This is a genomic window from Pseudomonas sp. SMN11 (genome assembly GCF_052041945.1).
Taxonomy (GTDB): domain Bacteria; phylum Pseudomonadota; class Gammaproteobacteria; order Pseudomonadales; family Pseudomonadaceae; genus Aquipseudomonas.
Genome location: NZ_JBKGGW010000003.1, coordinates 12,164 through 30,436, shown reverse-complemented (window position 1 = coordinate 30,436; position 18,273 = coordinate 12,164). Strand labels below are relative to the sequence as shown.

General features: G+C 64.6%; 19 protein-coding genes and 2 riboswitches. Of the genes, 5 read left to right on the top strand and 14 right to left on the bottom strand.

The window, feature by feature from the left end:
* Nucleotides 1-37: 37 nt before the first annotated feature.
* The 4 genes from ACLEJU_RS04205 to ACLEJU_RS04190 all read right to left on the bottom strand — a co-directional run bounded on the left by ACLEJU_RS04205 (nucleotide 38) and on the right by ACLEJU_RS04190 (nucleotide 3,020).
* A complete protein-coding gene (locus ACLEJU_RS04205; protein WP_435421915.1) occupies nucleotides 38-448 on the bottom strand; it encodes a DUF2946 family protein in 411 nt (136 codons plus the stop codon).
* Between the two features lie 64 nt (nucleotides 449-512).
* Complete coding sequence (locus tag ACLEJU_RS04200; protein ID WP_435421914.1) at nucleotides 513-1,289, bottom strand: ParA family protein; 777 nt, start codon at nucleotides 1,287-1,289, stop codon at nucleotides 513-515.
* A gap of 143 nt (nucleotides 1,290-1,432) precedes the next feature.
* Complete coding sequence (uvsE, locus tag ACLEJU_RS04195) at nucleotides 1,433-2,452, bottom strand: UV DNA damage repair endonuclease UvsE (protein ID WP_435421913.1); 1,020 nt, start codon at nucleotides 2,450-2,452, stop codon at nucleotides 1,433-1,435.
* Nucleotides 2,453-2,540: 88 nt separating this feature from the next.
* A complete protein-coding gene (locus ACLEJU_RS04190; protein WP_435421912.1) occupies nucleotides 2,541-3,020 on the bottom strand; it encodes a hypothetical protein in 480 nt (159 codons plus the stop codon).
* Nucleotides 3,021-3,129: 109 nt separating this feature from the next.
* Here ACLEJU_RS04190 and ACLEJU_RS04185 point away from each other — a divergent pair, with 109 nt between their 5' ends.
* Together ACLEJU_RS04185 and ACLEJU_RS04180 are read left to right on the top strand one after the other, a co-directional pair.
* On the top strand, nucleotides 3,130-3,630 hold the full coding sequence (locus ACLEJU_RS04185; protein ID WP_435421911.1) for a GNAT family N-acetyltransferase: 501 nt from the start codon (nucleotides 3,130-3,132) through the stop codon (nucleotides 3,628-3,630).
* Nucleotides 3,631-3,735: 105 nt separating this feature from the next.
* A complete protein-coding gene (locus ACLEJU_RS04180) occupies nucleotides 3,736-4,047 on the top strand; it encodes a hypothetical protein (protein ID WP_435421910.1) in 312 nt (103 codons plus the stop codon).
* Here ACLEJU_RS04180 and ACLEJU_RS04175 read toward each other — a convergent pair.
* From ACLEJU_RS04175 to ACLEJU_RS04150, 6 genes are all read right to left on the bottom strand, one after another.
* Complete coding sequence (locus ACLEJU_RS04175; protein ID WP_435421909.1) at nucleotides 4,033-5,379, bottom strand: OprD family porin; 1,347 nt, start codon at nucleotides 5,377-5,379, stop codon at nucleotides 4,033-4,035. The genes ACLEJU_RS04180 and ACLEJU_RS04175 overlap by 15 nt on opposite strands.
* Nucleotides 5,380-5,397: 18 nt before the next feature.
* Nucleotides 5,398-6,186, bottom strand: a complete 789-nt coding sequence (locus ACLEJU_RS04170) for an ABC transporter ATP-binding protein (protein ID WP_435421908.1) — start codon at nucleotides 6,184-6,186, stop codon at nucleotides 5,398-5,400.
* Nucleotides 6,183-7,196 carry a FecCD family ABC transporter permease gene (locus tag ACLEJU_RS04165; RefSeq protein ID WP_435421907.1) on the bottom strand — a complete coding sequence of 338 codons (1,014 nt, stop codon included), beginning with the start codon at nucleotides 7,194-7,196 and terminating at the stop codon, nucleotides 6,183-6,185. Before ACLEJU_RS04165 ends, ACLEJU_RS04170 begins: the two co-directional genes overlap by 4 nt.
* Nucleotides 7,196-8,206, bottom strand: a complete 1,011-nt coding sequence (locus ACLEJU_RS04160; protein ID WP_435421906.1) for an ABC transporter substrate-binding protein — start codon at nucleotides 8,204-8,206, stop codon at nucleotides 7,196-7,198. The genes ACLEJU_RS04165 and ACLEJU_RS04160 overlap by 1 nt, the downstream gene beginning before the upstream one ends.
* A gap of 109 nt (nucleotides 8,207-8,315) precedes the next feature.
* Nucleotides 8,316-8,516, bottom strand: a riboswitch (cobalamin riboswitch).
* A 28-nt stretch (nucleotides 8,517-8,544) separates the two neighbouring features.
* Nucleotides 8,545-9,711, bottom strand: a complete 1,167-nt coding sequence (locus ACLEJU_RS04155) for a DUF1624 domain-containing protein (protein ID WP_435421905.1) — start codon at nucleotides 9,709-9,711, stop codon at nucleotides 8,545-8,547.
* 205 nt (nucleotides 9,712-9,916) lie between these two features.
* Nucleotides 9,917-12,034 carry a TonB-dependent receptor gene (locus ACLEJU_RS04150; protein WP_435421904.1) on the bottom strand — a complete coding sequence of 706 codons (2,118 nt, stop codon included), beginning with the start codon at nucleotides 12,032-12,034 and terminating at the stop codon, nucleotides 9,917-9,919.
* 109 nt (nucleotides 12,035-12,143) lie between these two features.
* Nucleotides 12,144-12,349, bottom strand: a riboswitch (cobalamin riboswitch).
* A gap of 158 nt (nucleotides 12,350-12,507) precedes the next feature.
* Between ACLEJU_RS04150 and ACLEJU_RS04145 the strand changes: the two genes are divergently transcribed.
* Nucleotides 12,508-13,254, top strand: coding sequence for an outer membrane beta-barrel protein (locus ACLEJU_RS04145; protein ID WP_435421903.1), 747 nt, complete (start codon nucleotides 12,508-12,510; stop codon nucleotides 13,252-13,254).
* A gap of 62 nt (nucleotides 13,255-13,316) precedes the next feature.
* On the opposite strand, the gene ACLEJU_RS04140 is transcribed toward ACLEJU_RS04145, so the two are convergent.
* The 3 genes from ACLEJU_RS04140 to lpxO all read right to left on the bottom strand — a co-directional run bounded on the left by ACLEJU_RS04140 (nucleotide 13,317) and on the right by lpxO (nucleotide 15,342).
* Nucleotides 13,317-13,886 (bottom strand): N-acetyltransferase family protein, encoded by a 570-nt coding sequence (locus ACLEJU_RS04140; protein WP_435421902.1) that lies wholly within the window; start codon nucleotides 13,884-13,886, stop codon nucleotides 13,317-13,319.
* 78 nt (nucleotides 13,887-13,964) lie between these two features.
* The gene (locus ACLEJU_RS04135; protein WP_027919898.1) at nucleotides 13,965-14,309 is read right to left on the bottom strand and encodes a carboxymuconolactone decarboxylase family protein; all 345 of its coding nucleotides are present in this window, start codon (nucleotides 14,307-14,309) and stop codon (nucleotides 13,965-13,967) included.
* Nucleotides 14,310-14,442: 133 nt separating this feature from the next.
* Nucleotides 14,443-15,342: a lipid A hydroxylase LpxO gene (gene lpxO / locus ACLEJU_RS04130; RefSeq protein WP_435421901.1), complete on the bottom strand. Its 900-nt coding sequence runs from the start codon at nucleotides 15,340-15,342 to the stop codon at nucleotides 14,443-14,445.
* A 157-nt stretch (nucleotides 15,343-15,499) separates the two neighbouring features.
* On the opposite strand from lpxO, the gene thpR reads away from it, so the two are divergent.
* Complete coding sequence (thpR, locus tag ACLEJU_RS04125; RefSeq protein WP_435421900.1) at nucleotides 15,500-16,045, top strand: RNA 2',3'-cyclic phosphodiesterase; 546 nt, start codon at nucleotides 15,500-15,502, stop codon at nucleotides 16,043-16,045.
* 52 nt (nucleotides 16,046-16,097) lie between these two features.
* Here thpR and ACLEJU_RS04120 read toward each other — a convergent pair whose 3' ends face one another.
* Entirely contained in the window at nucleotides 16,098-17,003 is a 906-nt protein-coding gene (locus tag ACLEJU_RS04120) for an AraC family transcriptional regulator N-terminal domain-containing protein (protein WP_435422054.1), read from the bottom strand.
* A gap of 179 nt (nucleotides 17,004-17,182) precedes the next feature.
* On the opposite strand from ACLEJU_RS04120, the gene calA reads away from it, so the two are divergent.
* A complete protein-coding gene (gene calA / locus ACLEJU_RS04115; protein ID WP_435421899.1) occupies nucleotides 17,183-18,235 on the top strand; it encodes a vanillin reductase in 1,053 nt (350 codons plus the stop codon).
* Nucleotides 18,236-18,273: the final 38 nt, after the last annotated feature.

Genomic DNA, 18,273 nt, shown 5'->3' with positions numbered 1-18,273 from the left:
TGACGGCGAGCGCGCAGGCAGGCGCGCCCGGCTGAAGTCAGGCGATGTGAGTAACGGCTGCGGGGAAGATGGCAGGGGGAGCGCGGGGAGTGAGGGCAGGGCGTTGGTAACGGGGCGGCGGTTGCGCCCAGCTGCGCACGACGATGGGCGAGGTGGCAGTGGCGTGTGCAGGGCTGAACGACCAGCCGCTGCTTGCGAGCGGCACGGCGAGGCCGAACGAGGAGCACACCGGGCAGTCGAGCTGGGCCATGTGCTGGTCGCCACCGGCGCCGTCGAGGTCGATGGCCACGCCGTGCTCGCTGTTGATCGAGCAGAAACCGCCTTCCAGGCCGGCCAGGCGCAGGCCGCCCATCTGGCCATGGTGCAGGCCACACAGCAACAGGCTGAACAGGACGCTGGCATAGAGCGTCCAGGCAGTCAGCGTGCGAGTGTGCCGGGTGATTTTCATGGCGGCGAATCTATCACCCGGACGAACGGCAGAATAGTGCCTGGCTGTGGCGTGTTGTCGCAGTTCAGGCGGCGCGTTCGAGCACGTCCAGCAGCTCGACGAACTCCTGCGCCAGCTTGTGGCGGGGCGCCATGTGCACCAGCGGCACCGAAACCTGGTGCGATTCGCGCATCTTGATCGAACTGCTGAGGTACACCGGCAGCACCGGCATGCCTTGGTCGCGCAACTGCTCGACCAAGGTCTGGTGCAACGCGGTGCGCCCGGCGAACTGGTTGACCACCACGCCTTCCACCTGCAGCGCCGGGTTGTGGTCCTGGCGCAGTTCCTCGACTTCGGCCATGACGCTGAGCAGCGCCTGGCGCGAGAAGCTGTCGCAGTCGAACGGGATCAGCAGGCGCTCGGCGGCCACCAGGGCGCTGAAGGTGTAGAAGTTCAGCGCCGGCGGGGTGTCGATGTAGATGCGCTCGTAGTCCTCGCCCAGCTCCACCAGCAGCTTGCGCAGCTTGTTGATCTTGTACTTGCTCTCCAGCTTGCTCTGCAGATCGCTGAGGTCGGGGCTGGCCGTCACCAGGTGCAGGTTGTCGTAGCGGGTTTCGGTGATCGCCACGCGGTGCTTCTTGCCGGAGGCGGTGACCGGCGACAGGGTCTGGCGGAAGAAGTCGGCGATGCCGGCGGGGATGTCGTCGTCAGTCAGCCCGGTGAGGTAGTAGGTGGCGTTGGCCTGGGGATCGAGGTCGACCAGTAACGTACGATAGCCTTCGGCGGCGCTGGCCGCGGCGAGGTTGCAGGCGATACTCGATTTGCCTACGCCACCTTTCTGATTGAAAACCACACGACGCATGAGACGTTCATCCATGAAGAGAGAAAATGTCAGGTTGGGGTCAATCCTATGACTGAAACACGACAGATTTATGACAACTCTTGAAACAATAGTTAAGTTCATCTCTTTCGAAGCGCAAGCGGTCTGTTGCGGTGTTTTTGCGGTCATGGCCGCTCGACGTATCGGCGGTAGAAATCCAGGGTCGCCAGGTTCTTGTCCTTGGCCTCGAACATGATGTCGAAGCGATCGCTGAATTGCAGGGCGTAGCGGTTGGTCCAGTCGTTCCACATCTGCGCGCTGTGCTGATACAAGTCACGCTTGTTCACCTTCTCCAGCAACGCCGGGATGGTCAGCTTGCTATCAGCGTCGAAGCCCAGTGCCTGCAAGCTCTCCGGCGGCTGCGAGTAGTGCATGGTTGGCCGCACCCCGCGCCAGCTGTCGATGATCCGGGCCACGCGCGGGTCGTGCGGGTCGATGTAGTCGCCCTCATGGATCCAGCAGTGGTGAATGTCGAGCACCACCGGCGCAAGGTCGGCCAGTGCCAGGCAGTCGTCTACGCCGTAGGTCTTCTCGTCGTTCTCGAAGGTGATCACGTTGCGCGCCTCCTGCGACAACCTTGGCCACACCTGGCGTACCCCGGCTGCGCCGAGACGCCCGGCGATATGCACATTGCACTTGAAGTCCTGAAAGCGCTGACCGAAGCCCATCATGCGGATCATGTCGGCGTGGTATTCGAATTCGGCCAGGCTGTTCTCCACCACCTCGGGGCGGTCCGAGCCGAGCACGCAGTACTGGCCGGGGTGGAATGACAGGCGGATATCCAGGTCGCGGGCCAGCTTGCCGATAGCCGCGAAGCGTTCGGCCATCAGGGCCTGGAACTCGGTGTCGCGATAAATTGGCCCTACGCCGGGGTGGCTGTAGAGCGGCAGCAGGTCGCTGCTCAGGCGCACCATGCGCAGTAGCGGCGGCAGTTCACTGACGTAGGCCAGCAGGCGCAATTGCGCGTCGAGGTTGTGCTGTACCAGTTCCAGTAGCTTGAGCCGGGCCGCTTCCTGGCTGGCACTGGACAGCCAGCGCAGCGTGGTGGTGCGCGGGTTGAAGGCGCGTTCGATGGCCTCAAGCTCTTTCACCGACAGGCTGCGGTGAGGGTGGCGGTACATGCAGGCGAAGCCCAGGCGGGGCATGGTTGGTCTCCAGGTCTTGAATGATCATTGGACACGTCAGCCGAGTGAACGATCAGTTCAGCCTGTGCCGGCCTCTTCGCGGGACAAATCAGGAGCCCGGCTTCTCCAGCTCTTCCAGTTCATCCTCCACCTGCTGCATCCGCTGCTCGGCCAGCGCCTGCACCTTCTCATCCCGCGCCGTCTCGCGCATCAGCCCGGTAAGCTTGTCGCTCAGGCGCTTGCCTTCCTCGGTCTGTTCCAGCGCCTTGGCCTTGGCCGGATCCTGTGTGGCGGCGACGATGGTGGCGAACTCGGCGTCGCTGAAGTTCTTCTCGCTGTAGAGCTTGAACAGGTCCTGGCGCTGGTCCTCGACGGTGAGGTGCTTGCGCAGGACCTGGCTGATCGTGGCTGCATCCAGCTGCGGGTGAGTGCGGGTGAGCAGCGCGGCCATACGCTCGATGTTGTGGTCGTAGGCTTCCTGCAGCGGCAGGTTGGCCAGGATCTGCTCTTCGCGGGTGGGCTTCTGGTCGCACGCGGCGAGGGCGGTAATGAACAGCAAGGGCAACAGCAACTTCTGGATGCAGGGCATGGGGTGGCCTTGGGCGCGTTTTGCAGAGGGGAGATTATAGCGGTGTCGGGTTGCCAGCCATCAGTCCCTGAGGTAGAAAGCCCCTCATTCAGACCACGTTTCCTTGCTCATGACCCACTGGATCATCCAACCGCCCACTCACGAGTGCATCAGCGAAGTCGTGACCTTCATCGACAACGCCCGCCGTGGGCTATTCCCGATGCTAGCTGATTCGCCGTTGCCCAAGGACCTTGCCCGTTTCGCCGAGACGTACCTGGAAGGCCAAGGCCATTTCCTCGAAGCCCGCGATCAAGGTCGGCTGATCGCAGGCATCGGCTATCTGCCCTACGACCATCGCTTCGCCCAGTTCGACTACCACGGCAAGCGCGTGGTCGAGGTGGTGCGCCTGTTCGTGCTGCCCCAGTACCGCCGTCATGGCCTGGCGGCGGCATTGTTCGCGGCTTTGCGCGAGCACGCCCGCGCCGCTGCTGTCGAATGTCTCTACCTGCATACCCACCCGTTTTTGCCCGGTGCAATACATTTCTGGGAGCGGCAAGGCTTTGCGTTGACGGACGTGGAAGACGACCCGCTGTGGCGCACGACGCACATGGAGCACTGGCTCGCCACGTAGGACCATTCCTACTTCATGCGGCTGACCGTCACCACCACGTTCATTTCAATTGCCGTGCGATTTGCATACCGTCGTCTCCTTCACGATGAAAGAGGAAGGATGCCCATGGCACATCTCGCACTGTACAAACTCGACCTGCTCGACGCGTTCGAGAACCGCAGGGACGACTGGACCTATGTCGATTTCGAGAAACTGCTGACCAAGGTCAGGCCGTCAGCCAATTACCAGGATGCCAAGGGCATCATCATCGCGGCGCACAAGGATGGCAGCTGGCCCAAGACCGTGAAGCGCTACCTGCTGAGCAACTATCGCGCGCACCAGAATGTCAGCTCCGAGTTCAACGAGGTGTTCGCCGCCGTCGTGGCGACGCTCACCGAACTGGAGAAGCAGGTCTGGGGGCTATCAGAAACCGCCTGACAACGGCCATTCCACCGCCAGGCGGATCTGGTCGCCATCGAGCTCCGCCTGCGCCGTGTTGCCCCGGTGCACGTTGTGCCGCAGCGAGAACGTGGTGCCTTTGGCCTTGCCGCTCTGCACCACGTAGCGTGCTTCGAGGTCCCGTTCCCAATGCTTGCCACCCTTGCCATAACCCAGGTACGCATAGCCGCCGCTGGGGTCGACGTGGGTACCGTCGATATCGAAGCCGCGTACATACAGGGCGGTCAGGTTCAGCCCCGGAATGCCATAACCGCCCATGTCCAGGTCATAGCGCGCCTGCCATGATTTTTCGTTCGGTGCGTTGAAGTCGGACATCTGCACGGCGTTGGCGATGTAGATCGCCCCACGGGTGACGTAGTCGAAGGGCGTGTTGCCATCCACCTGCTGCCAGCCGAGGCTGACGCTGTGCGGGCCTTGGCTGTAGCGCGAGACCAGGCTCCAAGTGGTGTTGTCGATGCGCCCGGACAGCGCCTTGCCGGTGTCGGTGGTGCGGTACAGGTTGAGGTCCAGGCTCAGGCTGCGGCGGTCATCCAGGGCGTGGGTGAGGGTGTTGCCGAGGTAGTGCTGGTTCCAGGTGTCTTCGTAACGCGACGTGTACAGGCTGGCGCTGAAGGCGGCGCCGGGGTTCCACACCAGGCCGGCGAGGTCAAAGCTGTTGCCCTGGCGGCCGTCGGAGTAGTTAACCACAAAGCCCTGGTCGTGGCTGGACGCGTTGCGATCGGTGCTTTCGTTGAAGTGGCCGGCGACCAGCTTGAGGGTGTCGATCTCGCTGCTGGTCAGGAACAAGCCCGTGGCCGTTTCGGGCAACAGGCGGCTGTCCGAGGAGCTGAACACAGGTGTCTTCACCCGCTGTTCGCCCCAGGACAGCACGGTATTGGACACCCGCAGCTTCAGCGCCGCGCCGCCTCGGCTGTATGCGTTCTTCGGATGGCCGTCGTTGTCCACGCTCAGCAGGCGCGCCTTGCCCGCACGGCCGCCGCCGCTGTCGAGCTGCACGCCCTGATAGGCGTGGGCATCGACACCGACGCCGATCAAGCCCTGAGTGAAACCGGACTGGAACGTGCCCATCAGGCCGTAGGCCCATTCCTCTGCCAGGCCGTTGCGTTCGTTGCGTGGCTTGTAGGCATTGCGTGCGCCGCTGTTGCGTCCGCCGTGTTTGTAGTCACGCTGGTCGTAGACAATGCGGTTGAGGATGTTCCAGTTGCTGTCTTCGATAAAGCCGCTGCTTTGCGACTGCGCCGAATCTGCCTGGGCGAACGGGGCGAGGATTGCCAGAGGCAAGGCGAGTACAGCGGCGGGGCGCAACAACATGCGGCAACTTCCTGTCATTCAAGGGGCGCGAAAACGCAGGATGCGCGCGCCGTCGAAAGGGTCGGTGAGGTAGTGGGCGTGCACACCGAAGGTGCTCAGCAGGCGCTCCGGGGTGAGCACCTCCAGCGGCTTGCCGAGGGCCACGAGGTGGCCTTTGTCGAGCACCGCCACGCGGTCGCAGGTCAGCGCCTGGTTGAGGTCGTGTAGGGCCACCAAGGTGGTCACCGGCAGTGCCTGCACCTGTTGCAGCAGGCTCAGCTGGTGCTGGATATCGAGGTGGTTGGTTGGCTCGTCGAGCAGCAGCACCTGCGGGCGCTGGGCCAGGGCGCGGGCGATGTGCACGCGCTGGCGCTCGCCGCCGGACAGCGAGCTCCAGACGCGTTCACGCAGGTGCGTGGCGTCGAGGTCGGCCAGGGCCTGCTCGACGATGGCACGGTCCTCCCGGGAAAACGGTGCCAGCGCCGACAGCCAGGGCGTGCGCCCCAGGGCGACGGCATCGAACACGCTGATTGCATCGAGGGTGTCGGCCTGCTGTTCGACCAGCGCCAGCGCCTGGGCGACCCGCCGTCGCGGCAGGCGCGCCAGGGGTTCGCCGAGCAACTGCACACTGCCGGTGCCCGGCGTGCGCAGCCCGGCCAGCAACTTGAGCAGGGACGACTTGCCCGAGCCGTTGGGGCCGACGATGCCCAGGGTTTCACCGGCCACCACGTTGAGGTCGATGTTGCACAGCACGGTGTTGCCCGACAGTTGCAGGCCCAGCCCCCGGCAGGCGAGTGGCGCGACGTGCACGGCATTCATGACGGTCATGGGCGCCCCCGGCGGCTGACCAGAATCAGCGCGAACACCGGCGCGCCGATCAGGGCGGTGACCACGCCGACCGGAATCACCTGGCCAGTTATCAGCGTGCGCGAAAGCACATCGGCGGCAATCAGGAATAGCGCGCCGCCCAGGGCGCTGGCCGGCAGCAGGCGGCCATGGCCGGGGCCGAGCAGCAGGCGCAGGGCGTGGGGGATGACCAGGCCGACGAAACCGATGGCACCGACGATCGACACCATCACGGCCGTTACCAGTGCCGCGCAACTGATCAGCAGCAACTGCGTGCGGCGCACGGCGATGCCCAGCGAGGCCGCCGAGTCGGCGCCGAAGGTGAAGGCATCCAGCGCCCGGCGGTGCCACAGGCACATCGCCAGCCCGAACAGCGCCACCGGCAACGCCATCCACACTGACGGCCAGCGCACGCCGCTGAGGTTCCCCAGCAACCAGAACAGGATGCCGCGCGCCTGCTCGGCGGTGGCCGACTTGGTGATGAGGAAGGCGGTGAGGGCCGTGAACAGCTGCGAGCCGGCGATGCCGGCGAGGATCACCTGGGCGTTGTTGCGGCTCGGCCCGGCCGCACGGGCCAGCACCAGTACCAGGGCAAAGGCCGCGAGGGCACCGATGAAGGCGCCGCCGGACATGCTCAGGGCGACACTGCCCAGGCCCACCAGGCCGACCAGCACAGCACCGGTCGAAGCGCCGGCGGACAGCCCGAGCAGGTAGGGCTCGGCCAATGGGTTACGCAGCAGCGCCTGCAGGATCACCCCGCAGGTCGCCAGCCCTGCACCGCAAGCCGCGGCGACCAGTGAGCGGGTCAGGCGGTAGTTCCAGACGATGCCGGCATCGATCGGGTCGACCGGGTAACCGGCCTGCCACAGGTGGTTGGCCAGCACCTGGCAGACCACGTTTGGTGACAGGTTGGTCTCGCCGATGGCGGTGCCGGCCAGCACGGCTGCGAGCAGGGCCAGAACGGCCAGGGCACTGAAGGGCAGGGCTTTCATCACTGCGCCGCTTTACCGCTGGCAAAGGCCGTAGACAAGGTTTGCAAACCACGGAACAGGCGGATGCCGGCCTGCATGGCGTCGGCGTCGAGGATGATGATGCGGTTGTTCTTTACCGCGTCCATGTTCTTCGTGACCGGGTCGCTGCGCAGGAATTCGAGCTTCTTCTGGTAGTCGTCTGCAGGGAAGCGGCGGCGGTCCATGCGCGCGATGATCAGCCAGGTCGGGTTGGCCTTGGCCAGGGTTTCCCAGCCCACGGTCGGCCATTCCTCGGTCGATTCGACCACGTTGCGCACGCCCAGGGTGCGCAGCATGAAGTCGGCCACGCCCTGGCGGCCGGCGACGTAGGGGTCGATGTCGAGGTCGGCGCTGGAGAACCAGAACAGTGCCGAAGTCTGCGACAGGTCCTTGCCTGCCAGCTGCTGCTTCGCGCTATCCAGGCGTGCCTTGAGGTCGCTGTTCAGCGCCGCGCCACGGTCCTGCACGTCGAAGATCTCGGCCAGCTGGCTGACACTCTTGTAGATGCTCTGGACCTGGAACGCCTGCAGGCGGGTGCCGTCGGCGCCGACCAGGTTGTCCTTGCCTTCGCAGTCCGAGGGCAGCAGGTAGGTTGGAATGTTCAGCTCGCTGAACTGTTCACGGGTAGCGACCGCGCCCTGGGCGCCGACCATCCACTCGAACTGCACCGCCACCAGTTGCGGGCGCTTGCCGAGCACGGCCTCAAAGCTGGGTTCGTTGTCGGCCAGGCGCGGCACCTTGTCGTTCAGTGCCTTGTATTCCGGGAGTACGTTGTTGAACCACAACGACGTGCCGGCCAGCTTGTCGCCCAGGCCCAGGGCGTAGAGCACTTCGGTGCCGGCCTGGCCGATGGTGACCGCGCGCTCGGGCGCCTGGGTGAAGGTCTGCGGCGCGCCGCAGTTGTCGAGCGTCAGCGGGTAGTGGGTGGCGGCGGCCTGAGCCAGGCCGGTGAGGCTCAGGCCGGCGAGCAGGGCGGTGATACGGGGCAGCATGCTGGGCGATCTCCTGTCGGACAGTTCTGGTGAGGAACGCACGGACAGGCATCGCCGAGCCCCTGCACGCACAGGGGCAACACGGATGGCCATCCCGGACACCCCGCCGGTTGGTGAATATTTGCCGGCAGGTCTCCTGACTGGTGCGTCCTCGCCCGGCTCCAGCCTTCCCGGATCATGATCCAGTGGCATCAATGGAGCAGGCTCGGCACCTACAGTTGCGGGGGCAGTTCCGATCGGCACGCCTGGTTGGGCGGGCCTGGGATTCCCTATTAATTCCGTGGTGGAAACCGGCGGCCGGCATGGTAGACCATCCGGCCGCCGGGTGAAACGCATAATCAGAAGTACTTCAGCCAGCTGATGTCGCGCCGGCGCGCCTTGAGTCGGGCAAACCAGCGCACTGGAACGTACAGCGCCGCCGCCAATAGCAGCGCGGCCAGCCACACCGCGCCGATGCCGTCGAAACCGAAGTAGTCGCCGTGGTTGAGGCCCAGCAGCGCCACGCAGGCCAGGTACAGCAGCTTGAGCACGTACAGGTGCAGCAGGTAGAAGAACATCGGCGCTGCGCCGAACACCGCCAGGGCGCTGATCCAGCGGGCCAGTCCGGCGCGCTCGAAGGCGCGCAACAACAGCAGGCCGCAACCCAGGGTCAGGGCCAGGAACAGCAGCGAGGGTGGGTACTTGGTGATGTTGAAGAAGCTCATCAGGGTCTGGGTGACGGTCGGGTAGCCGCTCCACGGCGCCTCGCCGTAGCCGTTGTAGATGCGCAGCACCATGAAGCCGAGCAGGGCGATGATGCCGGCCATCAGCAGGCGGTGCTGGCGCTCGCCGGCGTCGCTGCCACGGGCGAACCACGGGCCGAGGCCGTAGCCCAAGGCGATCACGCCGATCCACGGCAGCACCGGGTAGGAGGTGCGCAGGCGCAGGTTCTCCGAGACCTCCAGCCAGCCACGGTCGTGCAAGATCGCCCACGGCACATGCAGGGCCGATTCCACGCCGAAGTGCAGGCCATCGAGCAGGTTGTGCCCGGCGATGATCAGCGCGCCCAGGGCGAGCAGGGCAGGACGCGGCAGCCACACCAGCAGCGACAGGGCGATCATGCTGACGCCGATGGCCCAGATCACCTGCATGTAGACCACGCTCGGCGGCAGCTGGAAGGTCCAGGCGAAGTTGACCAGGGTGAACTCCAGCACCACCAGGAACAGCCCGCGCTTGAACAGGAACGCCGACACATCGCTGCGGCCCTGGTATTTCTCGCCATACAGCCAGGCCGACAGGCCGGTGAGCAGGACGAACACTGGGGCGCACAGGTGGGCCAGGGTGCGGCTGGCGAACAGCGATGGGTCGGTGGTGTCGATGGTCATCGGGTCGCTGACCTGGCGGTGCAGGAAGAAAGTTTCACGCACGTGGTCGAGCAGCATGAACAGGATCACCAGGCCACGCAGGGCATCGATGCTCTGCAGGCGCTGGGTGAGCTGGGTTGGGAGGGCTGAGGCGCTGGTCATGGAAAGAAGTCGCAGGCAGGAATGAATGTCAAATGAAACGTTATCTTATAACTATTTAATTCGCTTCTCCTAGAGATTTTTGTGTTGCCTGTGCTGGCCTTTTCGCGGGTAAACCCGCTCCCACAGGTCCACCACCCTTTTCAAGTGAGTAGAAATCCTGTGGGAGCGGGCTTGCCCGCGAAGAGGCCGGGACAGGCGGTTCAAGTCAGAAGGTGTAATCCACGGTAGCGAAGTACGACCGCGGCGCGCCCATCAACCACTGCTCGCCACTGAACATCGACGCCACATATTCCCGGTCGAACAGGTTGTTCACCTGCAACCCCAGGCGCACATCCGGCAGCACCTGCCAGCCAATGTTGGCATCGATCACGGTATACCCCGGCGCACTCTGGCTATTGGCCGTGTCGGCGTAACGCTCATCCACATACCGCGCGCCAATCCCGGCCTCCACCTGCTGGCCGAAGCCCTTGCTCAGCCATAGGTTGGCCGTGCGCCGCGGCACATTGGCCGGGCGGTTGCCGGCTCGATCCTGGGCCACGCCATCGACCATCTCGTCGAAATCATCGTATTTCGCCCGCGCCAGCGCGGCATTGGCCGACACCTGCCACTGCTGCCCCAGGGCCAGTTCCAGCGACGCCTCCAGGCCATCGGAGGTTTGTTGCCCGGCCTGCTGCGCCTCGTGGGTGATCGGGTCATCCACCAGCAGCTTCTTCTTGACGATATGGAACGCCGCCAGCGTCCACTCCCCACGGCCCTCCCAGAAGCGCTGCTTGAGGCCCAGCTCGGTCTGCTTCGCTTCGGTCAGGTCGTAGTGCATCTGCGACGGGCTGAGGCTGACCAGGTTGTCCACGCCGTCCTCGCTGGTGGAGTACTGGCCGTAGAGCGACAGATTGTCGTTGACTGCGAACACCAGCCCGGCGCGCCAGTTGCCGCCCTCCAGGCCGCGGTCGCTGCGGCTGCCGTCGACCAGGTTGTCGCGGTCGATGTGGTTCTGGTCGCGGCGCACGCCGGTCACCAGCGACAGGCGCTCGGTGAGCTGCAGGCGGTTCTCGGCGAACAGGGCGAAGGTGTGGGTGGTGGACAGCGTCTGCGGGCGGGTTGGCGAGTCGCTGTGGAACCAGCCCGGGGTCGGCTGCCAAGGGTCGATGTAGTCGCCGCCCACGTCGTTGTACGGCCGGTTGCTGTCGACGTTGAAACGCACCTTGTTGTACTCGACACCGACCAGCGTCTTGCTGGCCAGGCCGAACAGGCTGTGGTCGAAGCTGAAGGTCTGACGGTCGCCGATCTGCTCCTGATTGTGCTTGATCTCCAGGTAGCTCTGGCGCTCCAGCAGCGCGCGATCGGCGTCCCAGCTGTAGTTCTCGGCATTGCGCCAGTGGCGGCGGCTCTTGATGTAGTACAGCTGGTTGCTGGCGCTGAGCTGGTCGTTGATCGTCCAGTCGGTGGTGAAGCGGGTCCACTCGTCGTGGTAGCGCTGCTCGTCGTTCTGAACGTTGTAGTTCTTCTTGCGCAGGCTGCTGCGGTAATGGCCGTCGATCAGCGGCTTGCCGTAGTAGTTGGCGGGCTGGGCGTCGCCGCGCTCGTGGGCGAGGGTGAAACTCAGGTCGTCGCTGGCATCGAAGCGCAGCGCGGCACTGAGTGCCAGGCTGCGCGAGTCGGTGCGGTCGACCCAGCCGTTGCCAGCCTGCTGGTTAAGGGTCAGGCGATAGCTCAGACGTTCGCTGAGGCTGCCGCCGCTGTCCAGGCCCAGTTGCTGGCGGTCCCAGGAACCGTAGCCCAGGCGCAAGCGGTTGTGGATGTCGCCAGCGAACGGCTTTTTCGGGATCACGTTGATCACCGCGCCGGTCGCGCCTTCGCCATACAGCACCGAAGCCGGGCCGCGAATGACGTCGATCTGCTCGACCATCCACGGGTCGACCGGGAAGGTCTGGGTGCCGGCCCCGGTGTACAGGCGCGCGCCGTCGAACAGGGTCATCACCGAGCCATGGCCAGTGAAGCCGCGCGCCGACAGGCCAGTGCCGCCATCGCCCGGGTTGCCGATGAAGGTGATGCCGGGCGAGCGGGTCACGGCGTCCTGCACGGTGAGGTTGTTGCGCTGCTCGATCTGTTCGGCAGTGATGCTGCTGGTGCTGGCCGGGGTTTCCAGGGCAGTGAGGTTCAGCCGTGAACCGGCCTCGGTCGGCGTGGCCAGGTCGACGTGTTGCGGGTCACGGCTATCGGTGATGGCCGTGGAGGGGAGGTTCAGCACGGGTTCTTCGGCCAGGGCTGGCAGCGTGACGGCCAGGCAGGCCGCCAGGGGGTGAAGCTTGATGAATCGGGACATGTCGTTCCACTGCTGCAGGAATGAATGGATCCCGGTGGAAAACACGCAAAGGCACACCACGCATGCAGGGGCGCACGCGGATACCGGCCTGCGCCCGCCCACCGCGGGTTGCCAAGTGAGGCTTCAGGCCGGTCTCCGGGCTTGCGAGGGGCGTGAGGCCTTCACCTTCCCATGCTGGCGCACAGTGGTGTGTCGAAGGCATCGCTCGCTTACCGTTGCGGGGGCAGCGCCGGACTTGTCGTGAATCACGACGCACCGGCTTCCCGTTTCACCCTGCGCACGGCGGCGCAGGACACCTGAAACTGGCGCGCATCTGACCATCGAAGCGTGGGTACGTCAAATCTGCGCTCCAATAAGTCTCGATTAATCACAGGCTTGTGCGTTTTTTCTGACATTTCTTCGAACTTTTCCAACCCCCCCCTGCCTCGAACCGTTCGTCAATCACTCGTCTTACTGTCATGGAGACTGTACCGATGTTCGCTCGCAACCTGCTGCGTCACTCCTGCTTGCTCGCTCTGCTTGGTAGCTCGTTTGTGGCCACCGCAGCGCCCAATACCGACCCATTGTTCAGCGTCGGCCTGCTCGGTGCGTACGATAAATTCAAGTTCGAAGGCGGCAGTGACTCCGACAAGGAGCACATGGGCCAGGGCGGGGTCTTTGCCACGTTCGGCAACAAGCTGACCGCCGAGTCCGGGTTCATCTACCAGATCGGTGCTGAAGCCACGTACGGCAAGAAGAACGACAACAAGCTCAAGGAGGCCCAGGCCGACCTCGACCTTGGCTGGCGTGCGGCACTGGATGCGCGCAACTTCGTCGACGTGATCGTTGGCGGTGGCTACAGCTGGACCCGGTTCGAGCCAGAGATCAACGACCTCGATACCCGGCTCACCTACAAGTCACCGTTCGCCAAGGCGGCGTTGGGCTACAACCATCAGTTCGACGCATCGACGTTGCGCGTGGAAGTGGGCGCGCGCCATACCATCGACGGTCGCGCACGCTTGAAGGTCGATGACTTTGGTAGCGACAGCGTGGACATGAAGGACCGCACCAATCCCTATGCCGAGGTCACGCTGCTGATGAACCAGCAGGGCGGAATGCCGGTGCAGGCGGGCGTTTACTACACCCGCACCGAGTACAAGCTGGACGAGGATTCCCCGGTGGCCGACAACACCAAGCTCAAGCGTGACGAGTTCGGCTTCAAGGTGGGGCTGGCGTTCTGAGGTTGACCTGTTGACTGCACCGGCCTCTTCGCGTCGAACCGCCGCGAAAGGGGCCTCACTGGCTAACGCCCGCGGCGGCGCGACACCCGTGCTTCGATGTTCTTGCGCCCGATCAGCAGGGGCGGCTTCTCCACCACCGGCTCATCGGCCAGCCACTTGTACATCACCAGGCAGTCGACCAACCCCAGGCGAGCATGGCGATAGGCTTTGGGCAGGCGGCCAACGGTCTCGAAGCCGAGCTTGGTCCATAGCGCCACCGCCACTTCGTTGCTCGCCACGACCGAATTGAACTTCAACGCCAGAAAGCCTTCCTGGCGCGCCAGCTTCTGCGAGTGCTCGCACATCAGCCGGGCCACACCACGGCCACGGGCGGCGTCGCAGACCATGTAGCCGCAGTTGCCGACATGGGCGCCAGGGCCGGCGGCGTTGGCCTTGAGGTAGTAGGAGCCGAGCAGTTCGCCATCGGCTTCGGCCACCAGGGTGTGCAGCGGCAGTTGCAACCACAGCTGGCGTGCCTGCTCGACGTCCAGTTCGGGGTCGAAGGCGTAGGTTTCGCGGGCCTGGACGATGGCCTGGAAGGTCGGCCAGAAACGCTCGAAGTCGTCGGGCGTCATGGGGCGGATGTGGATCATGGCGGTTCCTGCAGTGGCTAGGCCGCCAAGTCTGGGTGGCGCGGCGCCGTCGCGCAAGGGCGGCGACGCCGTCGGGCTTCAGCCGTTGGCCTTGCCCACCGCATCCATGGCACGGGCCGAGTAGACCAGCGCGGCCCCGGCATTCATCGCCACGGCCACACCCAGTGCCTCGGCGATCTCCTCACGGGTGGCGCCATGCTTGACGGCTTGCTGTGAGTGTACAGCGATGCAGCCGTCGCAGCGGGTGGTGACAGCCACGGCCAGGGAGATCAGCTCGCGGGTCTTGGCGTCCAGGTGGTTGGTCTTGGCACCCGCGCCGCTGGCGGTCATGTAGCCGGCCACGGTGTCGGGGGACAGTTGCTTGAGATCGCCGATGCCGGCCATCAACTGCTTACGGTAGGCGTCCCAGTCCATCATGCTCATCGTCTTCACCTTGGTAAGGTTGCGAGTGGAGCTTTGATGCTAGTCGAAGCGCGGGAAGTCAGACTTGTACTTTAGTGCTGGCCGGCTTTGAAACGGCCAAACAAGGCCGTTTCTGCAATTGCCAACGTGCCGGTCAGATGTAGACGAACACCAGCACCAGAGCGGCGACCACCAGCCACTTTTCCAGGTAGTAGCGCATGCGGTTGCGTTTCTTCAGCGCCTTGCCACGCTCGCGGATCTTGTAGATGCGGGTGAACAGGCGGTTGATGCCGCCGGTCTTGTCGCCGGCGTCGTTCGGCGCGGCGGCGGCGGCCATGACGTTGCGGCTGAACCAGCGGTTGAACGCGGTGGCCCAGCGGTACTTCAGCGGGCGTTCGATGTCGCAGAACAGGATGATGCGGTTGTGCTCGGTGGTGTTGGCGGCGTAGTGGATGTAGGTCTCGTCGAAGACCACGCCCTCGCCATCGCGCCAGGAATACTTCTCGCCGTCCACGTCGATGTAGCAACCGTCATCGTTCGGCGTGTCCAGGCCGAGGTGGAAGCGGTACGAACCGGCATACGGGTCACGGTGGCGGACCAGTTTGGCACCCGGTGGCAGGGTGGCGAACATCGCCGCCTTGACCGTGCCGATGCCTTGCAGCAGCTCGGTGGTACGTGGGCACAGGGTCATGGCCGACGGGTGGCTTTCGCCGTACCACTTCAGGTAGAAGCGCTTCCAGCCGGTCTTGAAGAACGAATTGAAACCGACGTCGTCATAATTGTCGGACTTCTTGATCTCGCCCACGTGCAGCAGCTGCTGGCCTTCGGCACGAATCTCCTGCCAGTGCTCCATGAGCGGCTTCAGCTCTGGGAACGCCTCGACCGGCAGGTAGGGCTTGGCGGGGTGCTTGGAAAACAGGTACAGGAAGCTGTTGACCGGGGCCAGAAAGCTGGAGTGGTCGCCCAGCTGGCGGGTCAGCTTGTGGCGTACCCGACCGCGCAGGTGAACATAGGCGATCGAGAGGACGAAGATCAGTACGAGTGCAATTTTCATGGACGGTTACTTGTCGAAAAATGGCCATGCGCCATGGCATAAGCTCGCCAGCATAAACAATCATGGGGGCAGTTTGTACTTATTGTTACGTTAATGCGGGGCGACATTGGTGTAATGCCCTATAGCGTGCAAAAACGTTTCACGTGATGGAGTTCACATGATTCAGGACATCCGCCCGAGTGGCACCCCGTTCAAAAGGTTATTCTTCGCCTTGCCTGTCAGCGACGCCCAGCGCCGTGCGATCAGCCAGTGGCGGCGCGGCCTGGAGCTGCGCAGCGGCAAGCCGGTACCGAGCGAAAATTTCCACCTGACCTTGCTGTTTCTGGGGGATGTGGATGCGGCGCAGGTGCCGGCCATCTGCGCGGCGGTAGACAACCTGGCGCGGCCCGGCGCGCCGTTGCGCCTGCTGCTGGACCAGCTGAAAACCTGGCAGCGTGCCAATGTGCTGGTGCTCGAGCCGCATGAAGCGCCCGCCGCCTTGCGTCAGCTGGTCTATGGCCTGCAGCAGGCGTTGCTGCCGATGGGGTTCGAAGAGCAGGCCCGTGACTACCGCCCACACCTGACCCTCTCACGGGATTTTCGCGGCCAAACCCCGGAGGCGGCTGCGGCGCCCGAGTTCCATCTTAGCGCCAGGCATTTCACCTTGTACGAATCGCGCAAGGGCCGTTACTGGCCGCTGGCGCAGTGGTCGTTGGCGCAATAGTACGGCTCGTTTCCAGGAGCTGACGCGATCTCTGCGGGAGCGGGTTTGCACGTCAGACCGGCAGGCTCTGGTAGGGCAGTTCATCCCCCGGGCTGCGGGCAAACTGGCGCTTGTACTCGCGGCTGAACTGCGAGGTGCTCTGGTAGCCCACCCGATGCGCCGCCTGGGCTACCCCCAGCCCTTCACCGATCAGCATCTGCTGCGCCTTGAGCAGGCGCAGGCGCTTGAGGTACTGCATCGGCGCCATGTCGGTGCAGCGTTTGAAGTGTTCGTGGAAGGTCGACACGCTCATGTTGGCGCAGGCGGCCAGCACCTCGACACTCAGCGGCTCTGTGTAGTGCTCGCGCAAGTGCATGAGCGCCGCGCCGATGCGGGCGAAGTGGCCCTGTTGCTCCACCAGCGCCCGCAGCACCCCGGCCTGGGGGCCGCGCAGGGCGGTATACAACACCTCGCGAATGCGCGCCGGGCCCAGCACCTTGGCGTCGACTGGGTCCTGCAGGCAGCGCAGCAGACGTTCCACGGACTCACGCATCGGTGCATCGAGTGCCGCCGAGGTCATCAACTGTGGCGTCTGCGCCTGTACAGCCGGGTCGGGCGCCAGGCCCATGCTCTGCACCAGTTCGCCCAGCACACCGCGGTCGATGTCCACCGCCACGCCCAGAAGGGGCTCGTCGGCGGTGGCAAAGGTTTCGCACATGAATGGCACCGACAACGCCTGCACCAGGTAATGGCCGGCCCCGTACTCCAGGGTGCGTGGGCCCAGGCGCGCCAGTTTGCTGCCCTGGGCCAGGATCATCAGGCTCGGCTCGTAGATCTGCGGGCTGCTGGCCACGTAGTGGTCCCAGCTCAGTACCTGCACCTGGGGCAGGTGCGTGGGCACGAAACCCGGGCGGGTGGCCAGGGTGCGGATCAGCGAACACAGCGGGGCGTTGGCGTCGACGTGGCGGGTCAGTTGCATGATGAACCAGGGCAGAGAATCAGACAGTTCCATGATCGCAGATTGGCTGGCCAGCGCCAGATGGCCGCTGGCAGGTTCGGAGAATCAGGCATGGATGCCGGAGAATCAGCCGTGGGCCGGGAGGACGATGGCGAGCAGAATGCGCGCCCTGAATCGTTTCACTTCCCCTGAGGTCCCGCATGTACACCGCCATCGGTTACGCCGCCCAAACCCCGACCAGCCCCTTGGCCCCCATGACCTTCGAGCGCCGCGCGCCGCGCCCGGACGATGTCGCCATCGAGATCCTCTACTGTGGCGTGTGCCACTCCGACATCCACCAGGCGCGCAACGAGTGGGGCATTGCCGTCTACCCGCTGATGCCCGGTCACGAGATCATCGGCCGAGTCACCGCCGTGGGTGACCAGGTCACCTCGCACAAGGTTGGCGACCTGGTCGGCGTCGGTTGCATGGTCGACTCTTGCCGCCATTGCGACGCGTGTGCCAAGGACCTGGAGCAATACTGCCTGGAAGGCCCGACCATGACCTACGCCACCCCAGACCGGGTCGATGGCAGCAACACCATGGGTGGTTACTCCAGCAGCATCGTGGTCAACGAGCACTTCGTGGTGCGCATCCCGGCCGGCATGGACCTGCCCAGCGCGGCGCCGATCCTCTGCGCGGGCATCACCACCTACTCGCCGCTCAAGCACCATGGCGTCGGCCCGGGTCACAAGATCGGCATCCTCGGCATGGGAGGCTTGGGCCACATGGGCATCAAGCTGGCCAAGGCCCTGGGCGCCGAAGTGACCCTGTTCACCCGCTCCCAGGCCAAAGCCGAGGAAGCCCGCCGTCAGGGCGCCGACCACGTGATCGTGTCCACCGATGCCGAGCAGATGCGTGCCGCCGCCGGCCGTTTCGACTTCCTGCTCGATACCATCCCGGTGCAGCACGACCTCAACCCGTACCTGGAGACCCTGAAGTTCGACGGTGTACACATCCTGGTTGGCCTGATCGAGCCGATCGACCCGGCCGTGCATGCCGCCAACCTGGTGATGAAGCGTCGGGTGCTGGCCGGTTCGCTGATTGGCGGCATCGCCGAAACCCAGGAAGTGCTGGACTTCTGTGCCGCCCATGACATCCGTTGCGACATCGAGATGCTCGACATCCGCAATATCAACCAGGCCTATGAGCGCATGATCGCGGGTGATGTGAAGTACCGCTTCGTGATCGACATGGCGACCCTGCAGGGCTGAACCTGACGATAGCCTGGCCCTTCGTGGTTGTGAGGGCC

Coding starts and splice junctions, on each gene's coding strand:
- uvsE (WP_435421913.1), bottom strand. CDS start 2,452: ATGCCCCGCCTGGGCTTCGCCTGCATGTACCGCCACCCTCACCGCAGC.
- ACLEJU_RS04155 (WP_435421905.1), bottom strand. CDS start 9,711: ATGACCAGCGCCTCAGCCCTCCCAACCCAGCTCACCCAGCGCCTGCAG.
- lpxO (WP_435421901.1), bottom strand. CDS start 15,342: ATGAAAATTGCACTCGTACTGATCTTCGTCCTCTCGATCGCCTATGTT.
- ACLEJU_RS04180 (WP_435421910.1), top strand. CDS start 3,736: ATGGCACATCTCGCACTGTACAAACTCGACCTGCTCGACGCGTTCGAG.
- ACLEJU_RS04145 (WP_435421903.1), top strand. CDS start 12,508: ATGTTCGCTCGCAACCTGCTGCGTCACTCCTGCTTGCTCGCTCTGCTT.
- ACLEJU_RS04205 (WP_435421915.1), bottom strand. CDS start 448: ATGAAAATCACCCGGCACACTCGCACGCTGACTGCCTGGACGCTCTAT.
- ACLEJU_RS04175 (WP_435421909.1), bottom strand. CDS start 5,379: ATGTTGTTGCGCCCCGCCGCTGTACTCGCCTTGCCTCTGGCAATCCTC.
- ACLEJU_RS04165 (WP_435421907.1), bottom strand. CDS start 7,196: ATGAAAGCCCTGCCCTTCAGTGCCCTGGCCGTTCTGGCCCTGCTCGCA.
- thpR (WP_435421900.1), top strand. CDS start 15,500: ATGATTCAGGACATCCGCCCGAGTGGCACCCCGTTCAAAAGGTTATTC.
- ACLEJU_RS04190 (WP_435421912.1), bottom strand. CDS start 3,020: ATGCCCTGCATCCAGAAGTTGCTGTTGCCCTTGCTGTTCATTACCGCC.
- calA (WP_435421899.1), top strand. CDS start 17,183: ATGTACACCGCCATCGGTTACGCCGCCCAAACCCCGACCAGCCCCTTG.
- ACLEJU_RS04150 (WP_435421904.1), bottom strand. CDS start 12,034: ATGTCCCGATTCATCAAGCTTCACCCCCTGGCGGCCTGCCTGGCCGTC.
- ACLEJU_RS04200 (WP_435421914.1), bottom strand. CDS start 1,289: ATGCGTCGTGTGGTTTTCAATCAGAAAGGTGGCGTAGGCAAATCGAGT.
- ACLEJU_RS04120 (WP_435422054.1), bottom strand. CDS start 17,003: ATGCAACTGACCCGCCACGTCGACGCCAACGCCCCGCTGTGTTCGCTG.
- ACLEJU_RS04135 (WP_027919898.1), bottom strand. CDS start 14,309: ATGAGCATGATGGACTGGGACGCCTACCGTAAGCAGTTGATGGCCGGC.
- ACLEJU_RS04170 (WP_435421908.1), bottom strand. CDS start 6,186: ATGACCGTCATGAATGCCGTGCACGTCGCGCCACTCGCCTGCCGGGGG.
- ACLEJU_RS04160 (WP_435421906.1), bottom strand. CDS start 8,206: ATGCTGCCCCGTATCACCGCCCTGCTCGCCGGCCTGAGCCTCACCGGC.
- ACLEJU_RS04140 (WP_435421902.1), bottom strand. CDS start 13,886: ATGATCCACATCCGCCCCATGACGCCCGACGACTTCGAGCGTTTCTGG.
- ACLEJU_RS04185 (WP_435421911.1), top strand. CDS start 3,130: ATGACCCACTGGATCATCCAACCGCCCACTCACGAGTGCATCAGCGAA.